Source organism: Candidiatus Paracoxiella cheracis (assembly GCF_049348705.1).
Taxonomy (GTDB): domain Bacteria; phylum Pseudomonadota; class Gammaproteobacteria; order Coxiellales; family Coxiellaceae; genus Paracoxiella; species Paracoxiella cheracis.
In genome coordinates, this window is the sequence record NZ_CP186485.1 from 1870995 (window position 1) to 1889377 (window position 18383).

Annotated in this window: 12 protein-coding genes, 1 tRNA gene and 3 pseudogenes; 9 read left to right on the plus strand and 7 right to left on the minus strand. The window is 43.1% G+C overall.

The window, feature by feature from the left end; translation table 11 throughout:
• Positions 1-20: 20 nt before the first annotated feature.
• Positions 21-296, minus strand: coding sequence for a 50S ribosomal protein L27 (rpmA, locus tag ACJMKR_RS09850; protein ID WP_423062906.1), 276 nt, complete (start codon positions 294-296; stop codon positions 21-23).
• Between the two features lie 185 nt (positions 297-481).
• A pseudogene (gene rplU / locus ACJMKR_RS09855) lies at positions 482-784 on the minus strand (50S ribosomal protein L21); the annotation flags it as partial.
• Positions 785-889: 105 nt separating this feature from the next.
• Here rplU and ACJMKR_RS09860 point away from each other — a divergent pair.
• Positions 890-1891 (plus strand): polyprenyl synthetase family protein, encoded by a 1002-nt coding sequence (locus ACJMKR_RS09860; RefSeq protein WP_423062907.1) that lies wholly within the window; start codon positions 890-892, stop codon positions 1889-1891.
• Between the two features lie 12 nt (positions 1892-1903).
• Positions 1904-1977 (plus strand) — tRNA-Pro (locus tag ACJMKR_RS09865).
• 3 nt (positions 1978-1980) lie between these two features.
• On the opposite strand, the pseudogene ACJMKR_RS09870 reads toward ACJMKR_RS09865, so the two are convergent.
• Positions 1981-3236, minus strand: a pseudogene (locus ACJMKR_RS09870) (ATP-binding protein).
• Between the two features lie 270 nt (positions 3237-3506).
• Here ACJMKR_RS09870 and ACJMKR_RS09875 point away from each other — a divergent pair.
• Positions 3507-4218: pseudogene (locus ACJMKR_RS09875) on the plus strand (IS1 family transposase); the annotation flags it as partial.
• A 412-nt stretch (positions 4219-4630) separates the two neighbouring features.
• Here ACJMKR_RS09875 and ACJMKR_RS09880 read toward each other — a convergent pair.
• From ACJMKR_RS09880 to ACJMKR_RS09890, 3 genes are all read right to left on the minus strand, one after another.
• Positions 4631-5863 (minus strand): IS256 family transposase, encoded by a 1233-nt coding sequence (locus tag ACJMKR_RS09880; RefSeq protein WP_423062605.1) that lies wholly within the window; start codon positions 5861-5863, stop codon positions 4631-4633.
• Positions 5864-5952: 89 nt separating this feature from the next.
• Entirely contained in the window at positions 5953-8226 is a 2274-nt protein-coding gene (gene ptsP / locus ACJMKR_RS09885) for a phosphoenolpyruvate--protein phosphotransferase (protein WP_423064235.1), read from the minus strand.
• Between the two features lie 48 nt (positions 8227-8274).
• Positions 8275-8763 carry an RNA pyrophosphohydrolase gene (locus tag ACJMKR_RS09890; RefSeq protein WP_425475593.1) on the minus strand — a complete coding sequence of 163 codons (489 nt, stop codon included), beginning with the start codon at positions 8761-8763 and terminating at the stop codon, positions 8275-8277.
• 448 nt (positions 8764-9211) lie between these two features.
• On the opposite strand from ACJMKR_RS09890, the gene ACJMKR_RS09895 reads away from it, so the two are divergent.
• From ACJMKR_RS09895 to aspS, 6 genes are all read left to right on the plus strand, one after another.
• Complete coding sequence (locus ACJMKR_RS09895; RefSeq protein ID WP_423062908.1) at positions 9212-12043, plus strand: ribonucleoside-diphosphate reductase subunit alpha; 2832 nt, start codon at positions 9212-9214, stop codon at positions 12041-12043.
• 23 nt (positions 12044-12066) lie between these two features.
• Positions 12067-13254 carry a ribonucleotide-diphosphate reductase subunit beta gene (locus ACJMKR_RS09900; RefSeq protein ID WP_423062909.1) on the plus strand — a complete coding sequence of 396 codons (1188 nt, stop codon included), beginning with the start codon at positions 12067-12069 and terminating at the stop codon, positions 13252-13254.
• Between the two features lie 227 nt (positions 13255-13481).
• Positions 13482-13748 (plus strand): FmdB family zinc ribbon protein, encoded by a 267-nt coding sequence (locus tag ACJMKR_RS09905; protein ID WP_423062910.1) that lies wholly within the window; start codon positions 13482-13484, stop codon positions 13746-13748.
• Between the two features lie 2 nt (positions 13749-13750).
• The gene (locus ACJMKR_RS09910; RefSeq protein WP_423062911.1) at positions 13751-14386 is read left to right on the plus strand and encodes a DUF502 domain-containing protein; all 636 of its coding nucleotides are present in this window, start codon (positions 13751-13753) and stop codon (positions 14384-14386) included.
• 52 nt (positions 14387-14438) lie between these two features.
• Positions 14439-15203: a hypothetical protein gene (locus tag ACJMKR_RS09915; RefSeq protein WP_423062912.1), complete on the plus strand. Its 765-nt coding sequence runs from the start codon at positions 14439-14441 to the stop codon at positions 15201-15203.
• A gap of 101 nt (positions 15204-15304) precedes the next feature.
• A complete protein-coding gene (gene aspS / locus ACJMKR_RS09920) occupies positions 15305-17077 on the plus strand; it encodes an aspartate--tRNA ligase (RefSeq protein WP_423062913.1) in 1773 nt (590 codons plus the stop codon).
• Positions 17078-17089: 12 nt separating this feature from the next.
• Here aspS and ACJMKR_RS09925 read toward each other — a convergent pair whose 3' ends face one another.
• Positions 17090-18277 carry an ATP-binding protein gene (locus ACJMKR_RS09925; RefSeq protein WP_423062914.1) on the minus strand — a complete coding sequence of 396 codons (1188 nt, stop codon included), beginning with the start codon at positions 18275-18277 and terminating at the stop codon, positions 17090-17092.
• Between the last annotated feature and the right edge of the window lie 106 nt (positions 18278-18383).

Genomic DNA, 18383 nt, shown 5'->3' on the forward strand with positions numbered 1-18383 from the left:
TGTAACAAATTTAGTGCTCTCTATTCTTGTGCCTTCCCATCAGCCGGTTCGATCGATACGAACTTACGCTGCTTCGGCCCTCTTTTAGAGAATTTCACTTGGCCATCAATTAAAGCATACAGAGTATGATCACGACCAACGCCCACATTTTCCCCTGCATGGCAGCTCGTGCCACGCTGACGAATAATGATGTCGCCTGCCAACACATGCTCTCCACCAAAACGTTTAACACCCAACATCTTGGGATTGGAATCTCGACCGTTTCTGGTACTACCACCGGCTTTCTTATGAGCCATGATTCACCTCGTTATTTTTTCTTTTTAGCAGCAGTTTTTTTCTTAGCTGCTTTTTTCGTTGTTTTCTTTGCTGCTGGCTTTGCTTTTTTAGCTGCCGCTTTCTTCGCAGACTTCTGCGTCGAAGCAGGCTTTTTAGCAACCTTTTTCTCTACTTTTGGAGCATCTAGTTTGACACCACCGACGATGATGTCAGTAATCTTGACCTCAGTAAAATCTTGACGATGACCTTGACGCTTCATGTGGTGCTTGCGACGTTTAAATTTGAGGATCTCAACTTTCTTGCCACGGCCGTGAGTTACCACCTCCGCAACCACTTTGGCATCTTTAACAAGTGGAGCACCGATATGCGTGTTATCCCCATTGGCAACCATCAACACTTCTTCAAGATCAACGGTTTTACCTGCTTCAATAGGAAGCTTTTCGAGCTTAACGATCTGCCCGTGTTTAATGCGGTATTGCTTGCCACCGCTTTTGATGATTGCGTACATGCTTAAAGCCCTCGGGTTCAAGTTTTGAGGAGGATGCATTTTAAGGAAAGTCGAGCCACTTAGCAAGCCCTTGACAGCATTCAAATGCCCTCATAGCATGGCAACATGCAAAATTCAGACGCTCTAGAGCAAATCCGCCACCCTATTCTTGAGGACTTCGAGGCCGTCAATCAATTGATTGTGGATGAACTCTTCTCTACAGTGCCACTCATTCAAACCATTGCCCAACATATCGTAAGGAGCGGTGGCAAGCGCATACGCCCCCTGATCGTGCTGTTGAGCGCTAGAGCCCTAAACTATCGGCAGGACTCTGAGCACCATGAGCTCGCCACCGTGATCGAATTCATTCATACAGCCACCTTATTACACGATGATGTGGTCGATAAGTCTGAGTTGCGCCGCGGACAACAGACCGCCAACGACATCTGGGGCAATGAGGCAAGTGTGCTGGTCGGGGACTTCTTATATTCGCGTGCCTTTCAAATTCTAGCGCGACGCGACAACATCCCTGTGATGAAGGTTTTGGCGAATACCACCAATCAACTTTCTGAAGGCGAAGTGATGCAGCTAATGAATCAGCAGGATCCTGATATCAGTGAATCCGATTACGAAGAAGTCATCCGCCGCAAAACAGCGCAACTCTTCTCGGCAGCAGCAGAAATTGGCGCCTTGATCAGCACGGATGACGCCGCATTACATAAAACCATGGCCGAATTTGGATTACATTTAGGTCTCGCCTATCAAATGGTCGATGACTTATTGGATTACACAGCAAGCGCCGAAGCATTGGGAAAAAATATCGGTGATGATTTAGCAGAAGGCAAAGCGACGTTACCACTGATTTACGCGATGCATCATGCAAAACCCGAGCATGCAAAATTGATTCGGCACGCCATCGAAAATGCTGACCCTCAGTCAGACAATCATTTAAAAAATCTAGACACTATTTTATTAGCACTTGATGAAACCAATGCGCGCGACTACACACTAAATTGCGCAAAACATCATGCAAAACTTGCATTGGCTTTATTAAATCATTTACCTGCTTCACCATTCTGCGACTCTTTAAAAATGCTGACAGAATTTGTGGTAGGGCGAAAATATTAATTGATAATTTATCGGGGTGTAGCTCAGCTTGGTAGAGCACCGTCTTCGGGAGGCGGGGGTCGCTGGTTCGAATCCAGTCACCCCGATCATTACACCAAACTGATCGGAATAGCATCGACATTAGAAGTCAACGGTATGCGTGTGTCAACCAAACAAACAACTGCACCGTTAGAAACCTTCTGACTGAATTTGCCAAGTACATTAAAGTTTTTTAAAGTGTCTTTTGTAGGCGAAGCTGTTTTTTTTATTTCTATCGGATATATTTTTTGATCTTTAACGATTAACAAGTCAATTTCTTTTTTATCTTTGTCGCGATAAAAATATAACGGAGCTTGTAATCCATTATGCCAATAAGATTTAAGAATTTCTATTACAACAAATGTTTCTAAAATAGCACCAGACATGGCCCCTGCTTCTAGCGTTTTATGGTCTGACCATTGCGTTAAATAACTACATAATCCGGTATCTATATAGTATAATTTTTGTGTCTTCACGAGACGTTTTGTCACATTGTTATGATAGGGTTCTAGTAAATAAATAATTCCCGAAGTCTGCAATATTGAAAGCCAATGTTTTGCTGTATTGGGGCTAATATCTGTATCCCGTGCAATATCAGCCAGATTTATTAATTGCCCTGTTCTTGCTGCAGTAATTTTTAAAAAACGCAAAAATGCACTTTCATCTCCTACTTGCGCCAAATCTCTAACATCGCGCTGCAAATAAGTTTGGATATAACCACTAAAAAATAAGTCTTTGTCATGCTGATAGTTGGTAGCAATCGCTGGAAATGATCCATACCAAATTTTTTTATAGATGCCCTCCAATGAAGTAGGCTTGATTTTAGTTGATTTTTTATCCAACACCGCATTATCTGGCAGGAATGGTAAATCAAAGCTTGAAAGTTTTTGTATTTCCCACTGTGATAAACCTAATAAATTTAAGATGCCCACTCGACCTGCAAGCGACTCGCAAACACCTTGCATTAATTGAAATTGTTGAGAGCCTGTCAGCCAATACTGTCCTGCAATATGGTTTTCATCAACATCCATTTTAATATAGGGCAAAAGCTCTGGCGCATACTGAATTTCGTCAATTAAAACCGGTGGCTTGAATCGCTGTAAAAATAATTTCGGCTCTTGTTTTGCCAAAGCCAACAACGTTGGATCATCGAGAGTCACATAATTGCGGTCTTTTCCACCCAAATGGCGTAAAAAGGTCGTCTTGCCCACTTGCCTAGCCCCAGTGACCAGAATAACTGGGAATTGCTTGCTGGCTTTACGGACAACAGGTTCTAATGTTCTCTGAATATACATACTGTATCGTCTAATCTGCAGTTAGACTGCATTATAGCCGATGTTTAGCCTGATGACAAAAGTGAGTACTTTCAGCATGGTAGCCCACCTTACTGAAATTGCAAATTCAATCATGGGGTTAGTTAACGATTATGCAAATTAATGCGGCGTGGATACTGCGCTTAAAAAACGATGAAAACGAAGGATCAACAAGGATGGCCGATATGAAATTTAAATCGATTCGGTTAGTTGGTAGTGCCTCATTTTTGTTGATGTGATATATTTTGCTATTTCAGAAAATCATTAGGATAAGGATTGCATGAATGGCAAGAATCAATGTTGCTTGCCCCTGCTGCTGTTTACATGAGGTTGTAAAATTTGGCGTCAGCAGTACAGGAAAGCAAAGGTTTCAATGTAAAAATAATGCTTGTGAGAAAAATACATTTCTTCTAGATTACACACATAATGCTCGTGCCCCTGGTGTTAAAGATAAAATAGTTGATATGGCAATGAATGGTAGTGGCGTCAGAGATACTGCACGCGTTTTACGTATTAGCATTAACACTGTTATTGGTGAATTAAAAAAAGGGTGAAGGTTTGGAGAGCGTCAATACACGACTTTTAAAGGAAAAAGAATCACTTGGTGCGTCTGTTACTGTTAATGTTGTACAAGTTGAAGAAGCGGAGCTGGATGAAATGTGGAGTTTTGTTCGAAATAAACAGAATCAACGTTGGCTTTGGCATGCGATTGATCACCATACACATGAGGTGTTAGCTTATCATTTTGGTCCAAGAAAAGATTCAGCATTTAAAGCACTGAAAGAAAAACTGAGCTCATTTGATATCAACTTTTACTATACAGATGATTGGGGTGCTTATGAAAGACACCTGCCTCAATCAAAACATTTGGTGGGAAAGCAAAATACCCAAGCGATTGAACGAAAGCATCTCACGTTGCGCACACGAATAAAGCGATTAGCGAGAAAGACGATTTGCTTTTCTAAACTGGATAAATTGCACGACATTGTCATCGGGGACTGTTTATTAGTTTGTGTAAATCGCGTCAGTCAGAATTATGAATCAGCCGAAGTGTGTCGCGATGCTCGTGATAGATTATTGGCATCCCTGTCAATAATCGACTCGCAATACGCGACAACCTAAATAGCCGCGGACGTCCCCGTCGACAGCGCTCCGCGACCTCGCGGCCGACTGCGCACTGTCTCCAGATGACTCGACGCCGCCTACAGATTTTTGCCACTCGCTACGCTGCCTACGGAACTCCGTTCCTTCGGCACTCCGCTCTGTCAAAAATCGGCGGCTGCCGCGGAATACTCGCCATCGGCTTCGCCTCTCCATGGCTCGCATCGGATTGTGTTAACTGATTTTTTAATTTTATCAAAAACTACATTGCGTTCAAATTAATTTCCTCTCTTATGAATTTTAAGTTTTATACAAAATCCGCCAGGCGATCTTCAAACATAAGGGCAAAACGATTCATGGCGGCACCCCAGTCTCGAATCGGCATGGTCCATTTTTTGGCTATATTTTTTAACCCTAAATAGAGTTGTTTTAAAGCGGCATCGTCCGACGGAAAAACTCGTTTATTTTTAATAACTTTTCGGATACTCATGTTCAGTGATTCAATAGCGTTAGTGGTATAAATCACCCTCCGAATTTCTGCCGGATAAGCAAAAAATGGCACAATGCGCTCCCAATGAGTCAACCAACTTTTGGCAATCGAGGGAAATTCAGCATCCCATTTCTCAGAGAAACTCGTCAGCGCCAATTCTGCTTCTTCAACCGTACTGGCCGAATAAATAGCTTTTAAGTCAGCGGCCACTTCTTTTTTCTTTTTCCAACCCACATAGCGCAATGAATTCCGCACCATGTGTACAATGCAAAGCTGTACTTGAGTGTTAGGATACACAGCGCCAATCGCATCAGGAAAGCCCGTTAGCCCGTCAACGCAACAAATCAGGATATCTTCTAGGCCTCGATTTTTTAACTCCGTTAATACATTCAACCAGAATTTAGCGCCCTCATTTTGGCTAATCCAAATACCTAGCAATTCTTTTTGCCCATCGATATTAATTCCTAAAGCCAAATACAATGCCTTATTGATAACCTTTTTATCTTGCTGCACTTTAATCACTAAAGCGTCCAAATACACAATCGGATACACCTTGTCCAACGGACGACTTTGCCAAGCCTTCACTTCTTCAATCACTTCGTTGGTTACTGTAGAAATGAGACTCGAACAAATAGTTGTGCCATACAAATCTTTCAACTGATCTTGAATATCACGGGTAGTCATACCCCGTGCATAAAGACTCATAATTTTGTCATCCAAATCATCAAAGCGGGTTTGATGTTTTGGAATCAATTGCGGTACAAACTCATTGTTACGATCACGAGGAACCTCAATGGTCATCTCGCCATCTGTTGTTTTGATCGTTTTTTGGCTGTGCCCATTGCGGGAATTACCACTATTGTTGCCAGACACTTCGTGTTTTGCATAACCCAGCGCGTCCGTCAGCTCCCCTTCCAGAATACGCTCCGTCAGTGCCTTTTTTAACTCCTTTAACAAACCAGTATCACCGAAAATATCAGATGCGGTCTTGGTATGTTTGAGAAAATATTCCACAACCTGTGGATCTAATTTATTGGTTTTCATTGCCATAGTCAAAGACTCCGTATAATTTTAACGACCTTTCCCTGACTATCGCATTTACACAATCTTATTTACAGACCCTAACCCCAATCCCTAATTTACCGTCCAGCACGAATCAAGCCACCCAATCCTGCCTCTTCTAATGCATTTTCCATATGCAAGCGCACTTCCTTCGGATCATCCATTTTCAACACTTCGTCGAGCAATGTTTTCGCCTGACTCATTTTAAATTGACGAATCACCCATTTTACCCGTGGGAGGGTTCGTGCATTCATACTTAATGTGTCAAACCCCATCGCCAATAATAAAACGACTGCGCTCGGATCACCAGCCATCTCACCGCAAATACTAACAGGCTTGCCGGCTTTATGCCCTGCTTTAACAATGTGTTTTAATGCGCGCAAAACGGCAGGATGCAAGCCATCATAAAGATTTGCAACACGAGGATTGTTACGATCCACCGCCAATAAATATTGAATTAAATCGTTGCTACCTACGGATAAAAAATCGACTCGCTTTGCAATTTCATTTGCCTGATAAACAGCAGCCGGGACTTCGATCATACAACCAATCGAGGGCATTTCAACTGAAATACCTTCTTCCATCAACTCATCATGCGCCTGAGTGATCAGCCGAATTGACGATTCAATTTCATTGACAGAGGTAATCATCGGTAGCAATAACGATAAATTATTGAGATCAACGCTAGCATGCAGCATTGCGCGCACTTGTTGTAAAAAGATTTCTGGATGATCGAGCGTCACGCGTATCCCGCGCCACCCTAAGAATGGATTTGCTTCATCGAAAAAGAAATAAGGCAGTGACTTATCACCGCCGATATCCAATGTGCGCATGATGACGGGTCGAGGTGCAAATGTATTTAAAAGTTGGCGATACATAATCCGTTGTTCTTCCTCACTCGGAAAGCGATCGCGAATCATAAATGGCATTTCTGTGCGATAAAGTCCAACGCCTTCAGCACCCACACTTAAGGAATAACCCCCTTCAACCGCTAATCCTGTATTAACGTAAAGCGCTAAACCATGGCCGTCTTTTGTTTCCGCAGGAATGTCACGCAATTCTTCCAATTCTTTTTCGAGTTGTTGTTCTTCAGCCGCTAACGCTTGGAATTCTTTTTTGACGGTAGCTGAGGGTGATAAATAAATTTGGCCGTTGTAACCGTCAACCACCAGCTCTTTATTGGAAAGTTGAGCTAACGGCGTTCCTGTCACACCCATTACAGCAGGCAATCCAAGTGCTCGTGCTAAAATAGCGACGTGGGAGTTGCTCGAACCTGTTCCTGAAATAACACCAACCAAACGCCCCTCTGGCACTTCCATCAAGGCAGTTGCTGTCACCTCATCGCTGACTAAAATCGTATTTTCTGGAAATTGCTGCTCTTCTTGTTCTTTCGATTGCAAATGCGCCAAAATACGGCGTCCTAAATCACGGAAATCAGATGCGCGCTCTCGCAAATAAGGATCATCCAAAGATTCAAACTGCAAAATATGTCGTTTAATGACGCGTTTTAATGCTCCTTGCGCCCATTGCCCTTGTTTTATTTCATCGATAATTTCGTTGCTTAATGTTCGGCTATCCAAGATGCGTAAATATGCATCGAATAAGGCGTTTTCTGCAACAGATAAAGAGGTTTTAGCACGGATTTGCAAGGTATGAATTTCATCACGCGCCGCAGCGAGCGCAGCCTCATAGTCTGCGATTTCTGCATCGGTGTCGGTTGCTTGTTTATCCGATACAGCGTTTAAATCTGCCGGCGGAAACACCACGACAGCATTACCAATGGTGACGCCAGATGAACCCGAAACGCCATTTAAGACCGTTTCAGTCATTTTTTTACGGCGTTTCTTTTTGCCAATATCCGCTAACGCACCCTTTGCGCGTGCATGAGCAATTTCTGTGGCTAGCTGAATTGCTAGCGTAACACAAAAAGCCTCTTCTTCTTCTGCAAAAAAACGCTCTTGACGTTGCTCGACGACCAACACGCCTAACAATTCACCTTGCTCGATAATGGGAATACCTAAAAATCCGTGATATTCTTCTTCACCGAGTGAGGGATATTTAAAATATTGTGGATGTGCGGGCGCATTATCGAGATTAATCGGTTCCTCACGCTCCCCGACTAAACCCACCAAACCTTCACCAAATTTCAAACGCGCTTTGCCAATTAGTTTTGTATTTAACCCCTGCGTTGCCATTAACACATATTCACCGTGCACGTTATCACACAATAAAATACTACAGGCATCTGCTTGCAACGCTTCGCAAAGACGCTTCACCACGAGCTCTAACGCAATCTCCAAACTTGGAGCCGCGTTAACTTCTTGTGTAATTTGACGAAGAGTCTTTAGCATCATTATTTATTATTCATCCTTTTTTAAAAATCTTTCAGAACCTACTCTCTAATTCCTAACCAGCTTTTCAAACTCCTTCAACATCTTTTGATAAACCGTTTGCTTAAAATCAATCACATGATTTAACGGGTACCAATAATCTACCCATCGCCAATGATCAAATTCCGGAGTACCGGACTTATCTAGATTAATATGACTATCACTGACTAATAAACGCAATAAAAACCATTTTTGTTTTTGCCCCACACAAAGTGGTTTACTGTTATAGCGTCGAAATTGTTTTGGCAATCGATAGCTTAACCATTTTTTCGTTTCACCTAAATATTCAACGTCTTCAGGATTCAATCCTAACTCTTCAGTAAGTTCGCGATACATGGCCTCACGAGGTGTTTCATCAGACGAAATACCGCCTTGAGGAAATTGCCAAGCATTAGGATTACCCACTCGACGACCCCAAAGCAATTCACCGTGTTGATTGACTACCACGATACCCACATTTAATCGGTAGCCTTGCTCGTCGATCACACCCGAACTCATCAAATCACCTCATAAGCAACTCTACAACACAGTCATGTCGCAAAAAAAACGGTTTCTAGGAACACTTTCTCATTGTTCCACTCAAATGACCTTACATGCAAATTTTTTTCACGGGGTTAAGAAACAAAGCAGATTCTTGGAAAGTCATCTAACCCTTTGAAAACTCTTTTGGTAAAATTTCCTAGTGACGCTGCTCTCTATCAATACACAACTTATCCACATATTTCCCCCATGATATCCCCTTGCAATTTAGCTATAAACACATTATCTTGTGTTTATCAGTCATCGAAACACCCATATATTGGGGTTCAAGGGAATGAACCGAATCGCTATGACTGCCAGGCCAACGCGCCAAAGTTCATTCCCAAATATAACTGAACAATCGACCATTTGAGAAAAACCTGGTCGGGCGGCCTTAATTTCACAACCACTACAAGCAGGAGCAAACATGGAAACTCAACAGTCCAAGCAAACCAGCAACGAAACGATTGAAATTAATGATCCGAGTCTCTTACAAACAACCGAGCCGGGCCAACTGCGAGTCATCAAACGCGATGGTCGACTCACAAAATACGATGATGCTCTCATCGCCGCTGCAATGAAGAAAGCATTTCTTGCAGTCGAAGGCGACAATGCTGCCAATTCAACCCGAATTCAGGAAATTGTCACTCGCCTGACTACCCAAATTACCGACTTATTCAATAAACGCTGGCCATCCGGTGGCACCATTCATATTGAAGCCATCCAGGATAAAGTCGAACTCGCGCTGATGTATGCTGGTGAACACCAGGTCGCGCGCTCGTACGTACTCTATCGCGAAGAGCGCCGCAAACAACGTCAACAAACAACAACCGAAGAAGCTCAAGCCCAAGGTGATGGCATTAAGGTTACGATGGATGACGGCCGTAAAGTACCGCTTAACTTAAATTGGCTTTCTCAAATCGTACAAAGTGCCTGCAATGATTTGACTGATGTTAGCCCCACAAAAATTTTAGAAGACACTCAAAATAATTTATTTGATGGCGTTGCACTGAAAGACGTTTATAAAGCACTCGTGATGGCAGCACGCACATTAATCGAAAGTGAGCCCAACTATACCTACGTCACCGCACGATTATTGCTACACGATTTATATCGTGAAACGCTGAATGGATTAAACATTCAAGACATCAACGAAAATGACATCAAGCAATGTTATACAAAAGCATTTAAAGAACTGGTGCGACAAGGCATCAAAACCGAACATGTACATGAAAACTTGATGACGTTCGATCTCGATAAACTGGCTGCTGCACTCAAGCCCGAACGCGACCATCAATTTACTTATTTAAGTCTGCAAACCTTGTATGACCGCTATTTTATCCATCACAAAGGCGTGCGCATCGAGCTGCCGCAAGTATTCTTTATGCGAGTTGCGATGGGTCTTGCACAAAGCGAGGGTGATCAACGCAACGAACGTGCCATTGAATTTTACAATTTGTTATCACAATTTGATTTCATGAGTTCAACACCCACACTATTTAACGCTGGCACAAACTTTCCACAACTGTCCAGTTGTTTCTTAACCACAGTCCCTGATAGCTTAGACGGCATCTATGGTGCCCTCAAAGACAACGCACTACTCTCCAAATATGCTGGTGGTTTAGGAAACGACTGGACACCCGTTCGCGGCATGGGTGCTCACATCAAAGGAACTAACGGCAGATCATTAGGCGTTGTGCCCTTCTTAAATGTCGCCGATGCCACAGCCATCGCCGTTAATCAAGGCGGTAAACGCAAAGGCGCGGTGTGTGCTTATTTAGAAACATGGCACATGGATATCGAAGAATTTTTGGATCTGCGTAAAAATACCGGCGATGATCGTCGTCGGACTCACGATATGAATACTGCGAATTGGATCCCCGATCTTTTCATGAAACGCGTGTTTGAAAACGGTGAGTGGACGCTTTTTTCTCCTGATGAAGTACCCGACTTGCACGATCTCTGCGGTGCAACTTTCGAAAAAGCGTATCTCGCTTACGAAGAAAAAGGACGCCGCGGCGAAGTTCGCACAAAAACACTATCAGCATTGTCACTGTGGCGAAAAATCCTCAGCATGTTGTTTGAAACGGGTCACCCTTGGGTCACGTTTAAAGACGTTTGCAATCTACGATCACCCCAACAACACGTTGGCGTTATTCATAGCTCCAATCTGTGCACGGAAATAACGCTCAATACTTCCAAAGATGAAATCGCCGTGTGCAACTTGGGTAGTATTAATCTCGTTCGTCACATAAAAGACGGCAAGTTAGATACCGAAAAATTAGCACGCACCGTTAAAACTGCGGTTCGCATGTTGGATAACGTGATCGACATTAATTATTATTCGGTCCCGCAAGCGAAAAACTCCAACTTCAAACATCGCCCTGTTGGGTTGGGTTTAATGGGCTTTCAAGATGCACTTTACGCACAAAAAATTCCGTATGCTTCTGATGCTGCAGTCGAATTTGCCGATCGCAGCATGGAATACATCAGTTATTACACGATTGCTGCATCCGTTGATTTAGCTATCGAGCGCGGCACGTATGAAACTTATGAAGGCTCGCTATGGAGCCAGGGGATTTTACCCATCGACTCTATTAAATTCGTAAAAGAAATTCGCGGAAAATATTTGGAGCAAAATACCGATCAAACTTTAGATTGGGACGGCTTACGACAACGCATCAAACAACACGGCATGCGTAATTCTAACGTCATGGCTATTGCACCAACGGCGACCATCTCAAATATTTGCGGTGTGTCGCAATCGATTGAGCCGACCTACCAAAACTTATTTGTGAAGTCGAATCTTTCCGGTGAATTTACGGTTATCAACCCCTATTTAGTGCACGATCTGAAAAAACTCAATCTGTGGGACAACGTTATGGTGCATGACTTGAAATACTATAACGGCAGTCTGCAAAAAATCGATCGCATTCCCGATAACCTTAAAAAATTATATGCCACTGCCTTTGAAATCGAGCCACGCTGGTTGGTCGATGCTGCTTCGCGTCGCCAAAAATGGATCGACCAAGCACAATCACTCAATCTTTACATGGCCGAACCTTCAGGTAAAAAACTCGACGTGCTTTATCGCATGGCCTGGTTACGTGGATTAAAAACCACTTATTACTTACGCAGCTTAGGCGCCACAAACACCGAAAAAGCAACGATTAATGACGGAGCGTTAAACGCAGTCAGTCAAAGTAGTGAGCCAAAAGCCTGTAATATTGATAATCCAGAATGCGAAGCATGCCAATAAATTATAAAAAAGGAGAATTTAACATGACAGAACAACACAATGAAATGAGCAGCCTATTAGATTGGGATGATTATCACAGTCCTGAAACGATGACGGCATTAAAAAATAATGAAGACGATGACGGCGATGAAGGCGGCGGCACTTCACAAACAATCGGCGCCACTGGATTAGAAGCATTAGAAATGGGTGCAGCACGCATTCAAGTGGACGATAAACAAATCATCAACTGCCGCGCAGATCTAAATCAGCTTGTCCCTTTTAAATATACCTGGGCATGGCAAAAATATTTAGCTGGCTGTGCAAATCACTGGATGCCTAATGAAATTAATATGGCTGCCGATATCGCGCTGTGGAAAGATCCTACCGGCTTAACAGAAGATGAGCGCACCATTATTAAACGCAGCCTAGGATTTTTCTCAACGGCTGATTCCTTAGTCGCGAATAATCTCGTATTAGCGGTCTATCGCCACATTACCAATCCAGAATGCCGCCAATATTTATTGCGACAAGCTTTCGAAGAAGCTCTGCACACACACGCCTATCAGCACATCATTGAAAGTTTAGGATTAGATGAAGCTGAAGTATTTAACATGTATCGCGAAGTACCTTCGGTCGCTACCAAAGCATCCTGGGCGCTCCCCTATACAAAAAGTTTAGGTGACCCCAACTTCCACACAGGAACTACCGAAAATGATCAACGGTTGCTGCGTGATTTAATTGCATTTTACGTTGTATTTGAAGCCATTTTCTTTTACGTCGGCTTTACGCAAATTCTTGCAATGGGTCGCCGCGGCAAAATGACGGGAACTTCCGAACAATTCCAATATATCTTGCGCGACGAATCCATGCACGCAAACTTTGGTATCGACGTCATCAATCAAATCAAAATTGAAAACCCTCACCTTTGGACGGAAGACTTCAAGCAAGAAGCCATCCACATGATCCGCGAGGGTGTCGACTTAGAATATCAATATGCGAAAGACACGATGCCACGCGGCATCTTGGGTCTGAACGCAGAGATGTTCAAAGATTATTTGCAATACATCGCCAATCGACGTTGTGCGCAAATTGGATTACCTGAGCAATATGCAGGTGTGCAAAATCCATTCCCCTGGATGAGTGAAATGATGGATCTCAAGAAAGAAAAGAACTTCTTTGAAACGCGCGTCATTGAATACCAGGCGGGCGGTGCATTGCAATGGGACGATTAAACAGCACCTTAAGGACACCTCTTGAAATCTATTTTTAGCTAATTAAATAGTGTTCAATTGCGGCAGAGGGGTTGGAGTTACTGTTTTGCGGGCGTAAGTACCATGGCGATTCCCGAAAAACAGTAACCCCAACCGCGATCCGCAAGCAATTGAAAGGGGTGCCCTGCCTTTTTTTGTTACCTACTGTATAATGCAAAAAGACTTAAACGAGGAGACTTAAAAAATTTATGCCACTCTACGAATACGAATGCAATGCTTGCGGCGAGCACTGTGAAATCCTGCAAAAAATCAGCGATCCACTAGCAACAGAATGCCCACACTGCAAAGAAAATACACTTAAACGTTTGGTCTCAGCGACGAGTTTTCAACTCAAAGGCAGCGGCTGGTACGTCACCGATTTCCGTGACAAGAATAAGCCCAAACAAAAAGAAGCTAAGGAAACCAAAACATCGGATAAAAAAACTGAGGCCACTAAAAAAGAAACCAAGGAATAAACGTGAAAGGAAAACACATCATACGTCGAAGTTTTATTGCCGGCTTACTTGTTTGGCTGCCGATCTTAGTCACTTATGTCATTATTAAATTCATCATTAATTTATTCGACGGCACGTTGTCGTTATTACCCCATCGGTTTCAACCCCAACAGCTATTCGGACACGACATTCCTGGCATAGGATTTTTGTTTACCATCATTGTTATCTTCTTGACGGGATTATTAATCGCGAATTTTATCGGGAATCGACTGGTCGAAGGCTGGGAAAAATTACTCGCAAAAATTCCACTGATTCGCAGCATTTATATGGCTGTAAAACAAGTCACACATGCATTTGTTCAACCCAAAGGTGAATCGTTCCGCAAAGTATTGCTCGTCGAATACCCTCGCAAAGGATTATGGAGCATTGGCTTTCAAACCGCGAGCCAATTTAAAGGCATACCCTTGGAGCATGAAATGCTCGCGGTATTTATACCCACTACCCCGAACCCTACGTCCGGCTTTCTGATCTTGGCGCCTAAAGAGGACACCATCGTGCTCTCCATGACAGTTGAAGAAGCGTTCAAGGTCATTATCTCACTCGGCGTGATGATGCCGAAACACGATATAAAACCTCCCGATATGCCAAGAAGAGAATAATTCAAACGCAATGTGATATAATTATAGTGTCGCCTAGTACCAGGGAACGTAAATGGAGCGCACATTTCAACCGCAAAAGCGGACCTTTGCTATTTGGGAAACTATTGGCCAAGCCTGGGATTTAGTCAGCGGCAGTAAATGGCCCATTTGGGCGATCGCAATTCTCATCGCTGTCGTCTCTTTTATTGTTCAAATTTTAATCAGTTATATCTTCCAAATAGACCCCCAAGATCCACCCGCCCTTTATCGCTATTTAATCATGCCCTGCATTAATAACATCATCATTGCCCCCTTCTTCGCAGGAGCGGTGATGGTCGGCATACACCGCGCACGCAGTGAAAGTGTCACCGCACGCACAGGCTACCAATATTTTCGAAAAACAATTCCCGTGATGATCACTCTGTTTATCATCGCACTACTCGGAAACATCATCACCTATATCGTGCATTTAGACTCAATCGTCACTGCTGTGGGCGCATACTCAAATTGGTTAAATTTCATTGCCGGTGCTATTTCAGTTTTAGTTTACGTATTTTTATTGTTAGCTGTCCCACTCGTCGTCGACAAAAATTTAGCGCCTCTCACAGCACTAAAAATGTCGTTTACCATCATCAAGCATTGCTGGTTTAAAGTGCTCATCTTGCTGATCATCATTTATTTGTTTTTCCTCATCGCCATGATCCCATTTTTCGTGGGATCATTAATCCACCCCTATGCACGCATATTAGGCATCGTTATTTTAATCGCTGCACTTATTTGGCTAATACCTCTATTATTTTGCATCCAAGGCGTGCTTTATCATAAGTTAGTGGACTAGATGGTGTCTACGCGCCCCCTGAATACCCAACACCATTTGTGGGCTACTGAAACGCATTTCAACTTGCTAACTCAGCGCACTCCAGTTAACATTCGTCTACCATGCGCAGTCACTATGCTAATCAAATTAATAAGTCACTGATCGACAAAGAAATCTCTCTTTGTGGATGGGTGCACCGACGTCGCGATCACGGGGGTCTTATTTTTATCGACTTACGTGATCGCGGTGGGCTCGTGCAAGTAGTTTGTGACCCTGAAAACAAAACCTTATTTGATACGGCCGAAGGCCTGCGCAATGAATACGTCGTAAAAATCACAGGCAAAGTTCGCCACCGCCCGGAAGGAACAGTCAACGCTAACCTCGAATCCGGTGAAGTGGAAGTCGCTGCAACGCACATCGAACTCTTTAACAAATCAGCATCATTGCCTTTTAACATTGATGAATATCAAGAAGTTGGCGAAGAAGTTCGCCTTAAATATCGTTATCTCGACTTACGACGTCCGGAAATGGCAAAACGGCTCATCATGCGCGCTTACATCGTTCGCGCTATTCGCCACTTTTTAGATAAGTATGGCTTTCTCGATATCGAAACGCCGGTGCTCACAAAATCCACCCCCGAGGGTGCACGCGATTATTTAGTCCCGAGCCGCACACATCCGGGTACCTTTTTTGCATTGCCGCAATCACCACAGATTTTTAAAGAATTATTAATGGTCGCGGGTTTTGATCGCTACTATCAAATCGTTCGCTGTTTTCGCGATGAAGATTTACGCGCCGATCGCCAACCCGAATTTACACAGCTCGACTTAGAGATGGCGTTTGTCGAAGAAAAAGATATCCAAGATTTAATGGAAGAAATGATTCGCGAATTATTCGCGGCTTTTCTCGATGTAAAATTACCAAATCCATTTCCACGCATGACTTATCAAGAAGTTATACAACGTTTTGGTACAGATCGGCCCGACTTACGAAACCCATTAGAATTAATCGACATCACCGATTTAATGAAAGACGTGAAATTTAAAGTCTTTCGTGACCCCGCCAACGATCTCCACGGTCGCGTGGCGGCACTACGACTGCCGCAAGGCGGCAAACTCAGCCGTAAAGAAATCGATGATTACACGAAATTTGTCGGTATTTACGGCGCAAAAGGTCTTGCATATATCAAGGTGAACGACCTTGCTCAAGGTATTGAAGGTTTACAATCACCGATTTTAAAATTTTTGCCTGACCCGGTCGTTACCGATATTCTAAAACGCACTCATGCAGAAAATTGCGATATCATTTTCTTTGGTGCCGATAAAGCTCGCGTGGTAAATGAGGCACTAAGCGCCTTGCGTGACCGCCTATGCGCCGACAAACGTTTATATACAAGCACATGGGAGCCCTTATGGGTTGTCGACTTCCCCATGTTTGAGCGCGAAGGCTCTGGCGATTCGCAAGCCTTACATCATCCTTTTACTTCACCCAAAGATCCGGATCCCGAAAAGCTCATTGCAAATCCGGGTGAATCACTTTCACGTGCCTACGACATGGTTCTGAATGGCAGTGAAATCGGCGGCGGCTCGATTCGTATCAACAAGCTCGATATGCAAAAAGCCGTGCTCGGCATTTTAGGCATGTCGCCTGAAGATGCTGACGAGCAATTCGGCCATCTACTAAAAGCACTTCAATTCGGCTGTCCACCGCTCGGAGGCATTGCCTTTGGTATCGATCGCCTCGCTGCGATCATGACGCACTCAACATCTATTCGCGATGTCATCGCGTTCCCCAAAACACAAACGGCACAATGTCCGCTTACCAATGCGCCTTCAAGTGTCGACACCAAACAGTTGGATACGCTGGGCTTGAAAGTGAGCAAGCATCGGAAGTAAATTGTCCAAAATCTACAAACTTCCTTCCCATAATAATTCTAAAAATTGCTTCCAAGGCATAACTTGGATGCCACTGACAGTTCGAGCCGTTTTTTCAAGACAAACTAAAAAATAATGTTTCAATTTTTTTTCTTCTTGTAACGCTTTTAAGTTTTTTAAATCTTGATAGCTTATTTTTTCACTTCCCTTTACTTCAATAGCTATCTCATCTGCTAAAATAAAATCTACCTCATACCCTGACGTTGATCGCCAATAGTTTAATGGGCCAGCTTGACAATAATCAACGTAGCACTTCAATTCATGAAAAATATAACTTTCCAGTGCCTCACCAAATTCTGGCGATTTAACACGAATAAGAGAACGATTTTGCAACATACGTGTAACACCCATATCAAACAGATAATATTTGGATGTTGTAATCGGTTTTCGTCGTTTTGACTTACCCCATGCCGGTAACTCTTCTGCAATTAAAGTATCTTTTAAAATTTCAACATATTCTTGGATCGTACTTCTTGCCACTTGTGCATCATTTGCTATTTTAGTGTAATTCATTAACCGAGCATTGCACCAAGCAGCCACCTCTAAAAAACGACTAAAGGCAGGAATATTACGAACTAACCCCTCAGCAGCAATTTCTTCTTTCAAATAAAGGCCAATGTAAGATGCCAAATCTTCTTCCGGTGCATCAGAAAAATAAATAGAGGGTAGAAGCCCATAGTTGATTGCACGTTCCAAATTAAACTGTTTGCCTAGCTCACAAAAACTTAATGGATGAAGATGCCTAACCCGTGCACGTCCACCAAGCAAATTGACACCAGTGCGTCGAAGCTTTCTAGCACTAGAGCCAGTCAGCAAAAAATGCACCCCCTTTGATTCAATCAGTGCATGCACTTCATTCAATAAAATAGGTAACCGCTGTATTTCGTCAATAATGATGATTTTGTCTTTTGCTGTATATTCTTCTCGAAGCCGCTCGGGTGCACGACTCAATTTTAAAAAGGTATCTGTCTCAAGAAGATTATAAGTTCGATATTTACCTAAAAGGTGCTCAACTAATGAGGATTTTCCTGTTTGGCGAGGCCCAAACAGGAAACAGGACTTTTGTTTTAATACCTTGAGGATATCAAGCCTTCTTGAAATATATCGCATAATGCCAACTCCACCGGCATTTATCATAATAAATGCCGGAATACTTGTCAATTTGAATTTTAGCGTGGGCAACACTATACCCAAAGCGTTTAGTATTTAGATGTTCATAATAAACTTTCGTGAATGGTATATAAGCTCTAAAATCCAAAACCTATGT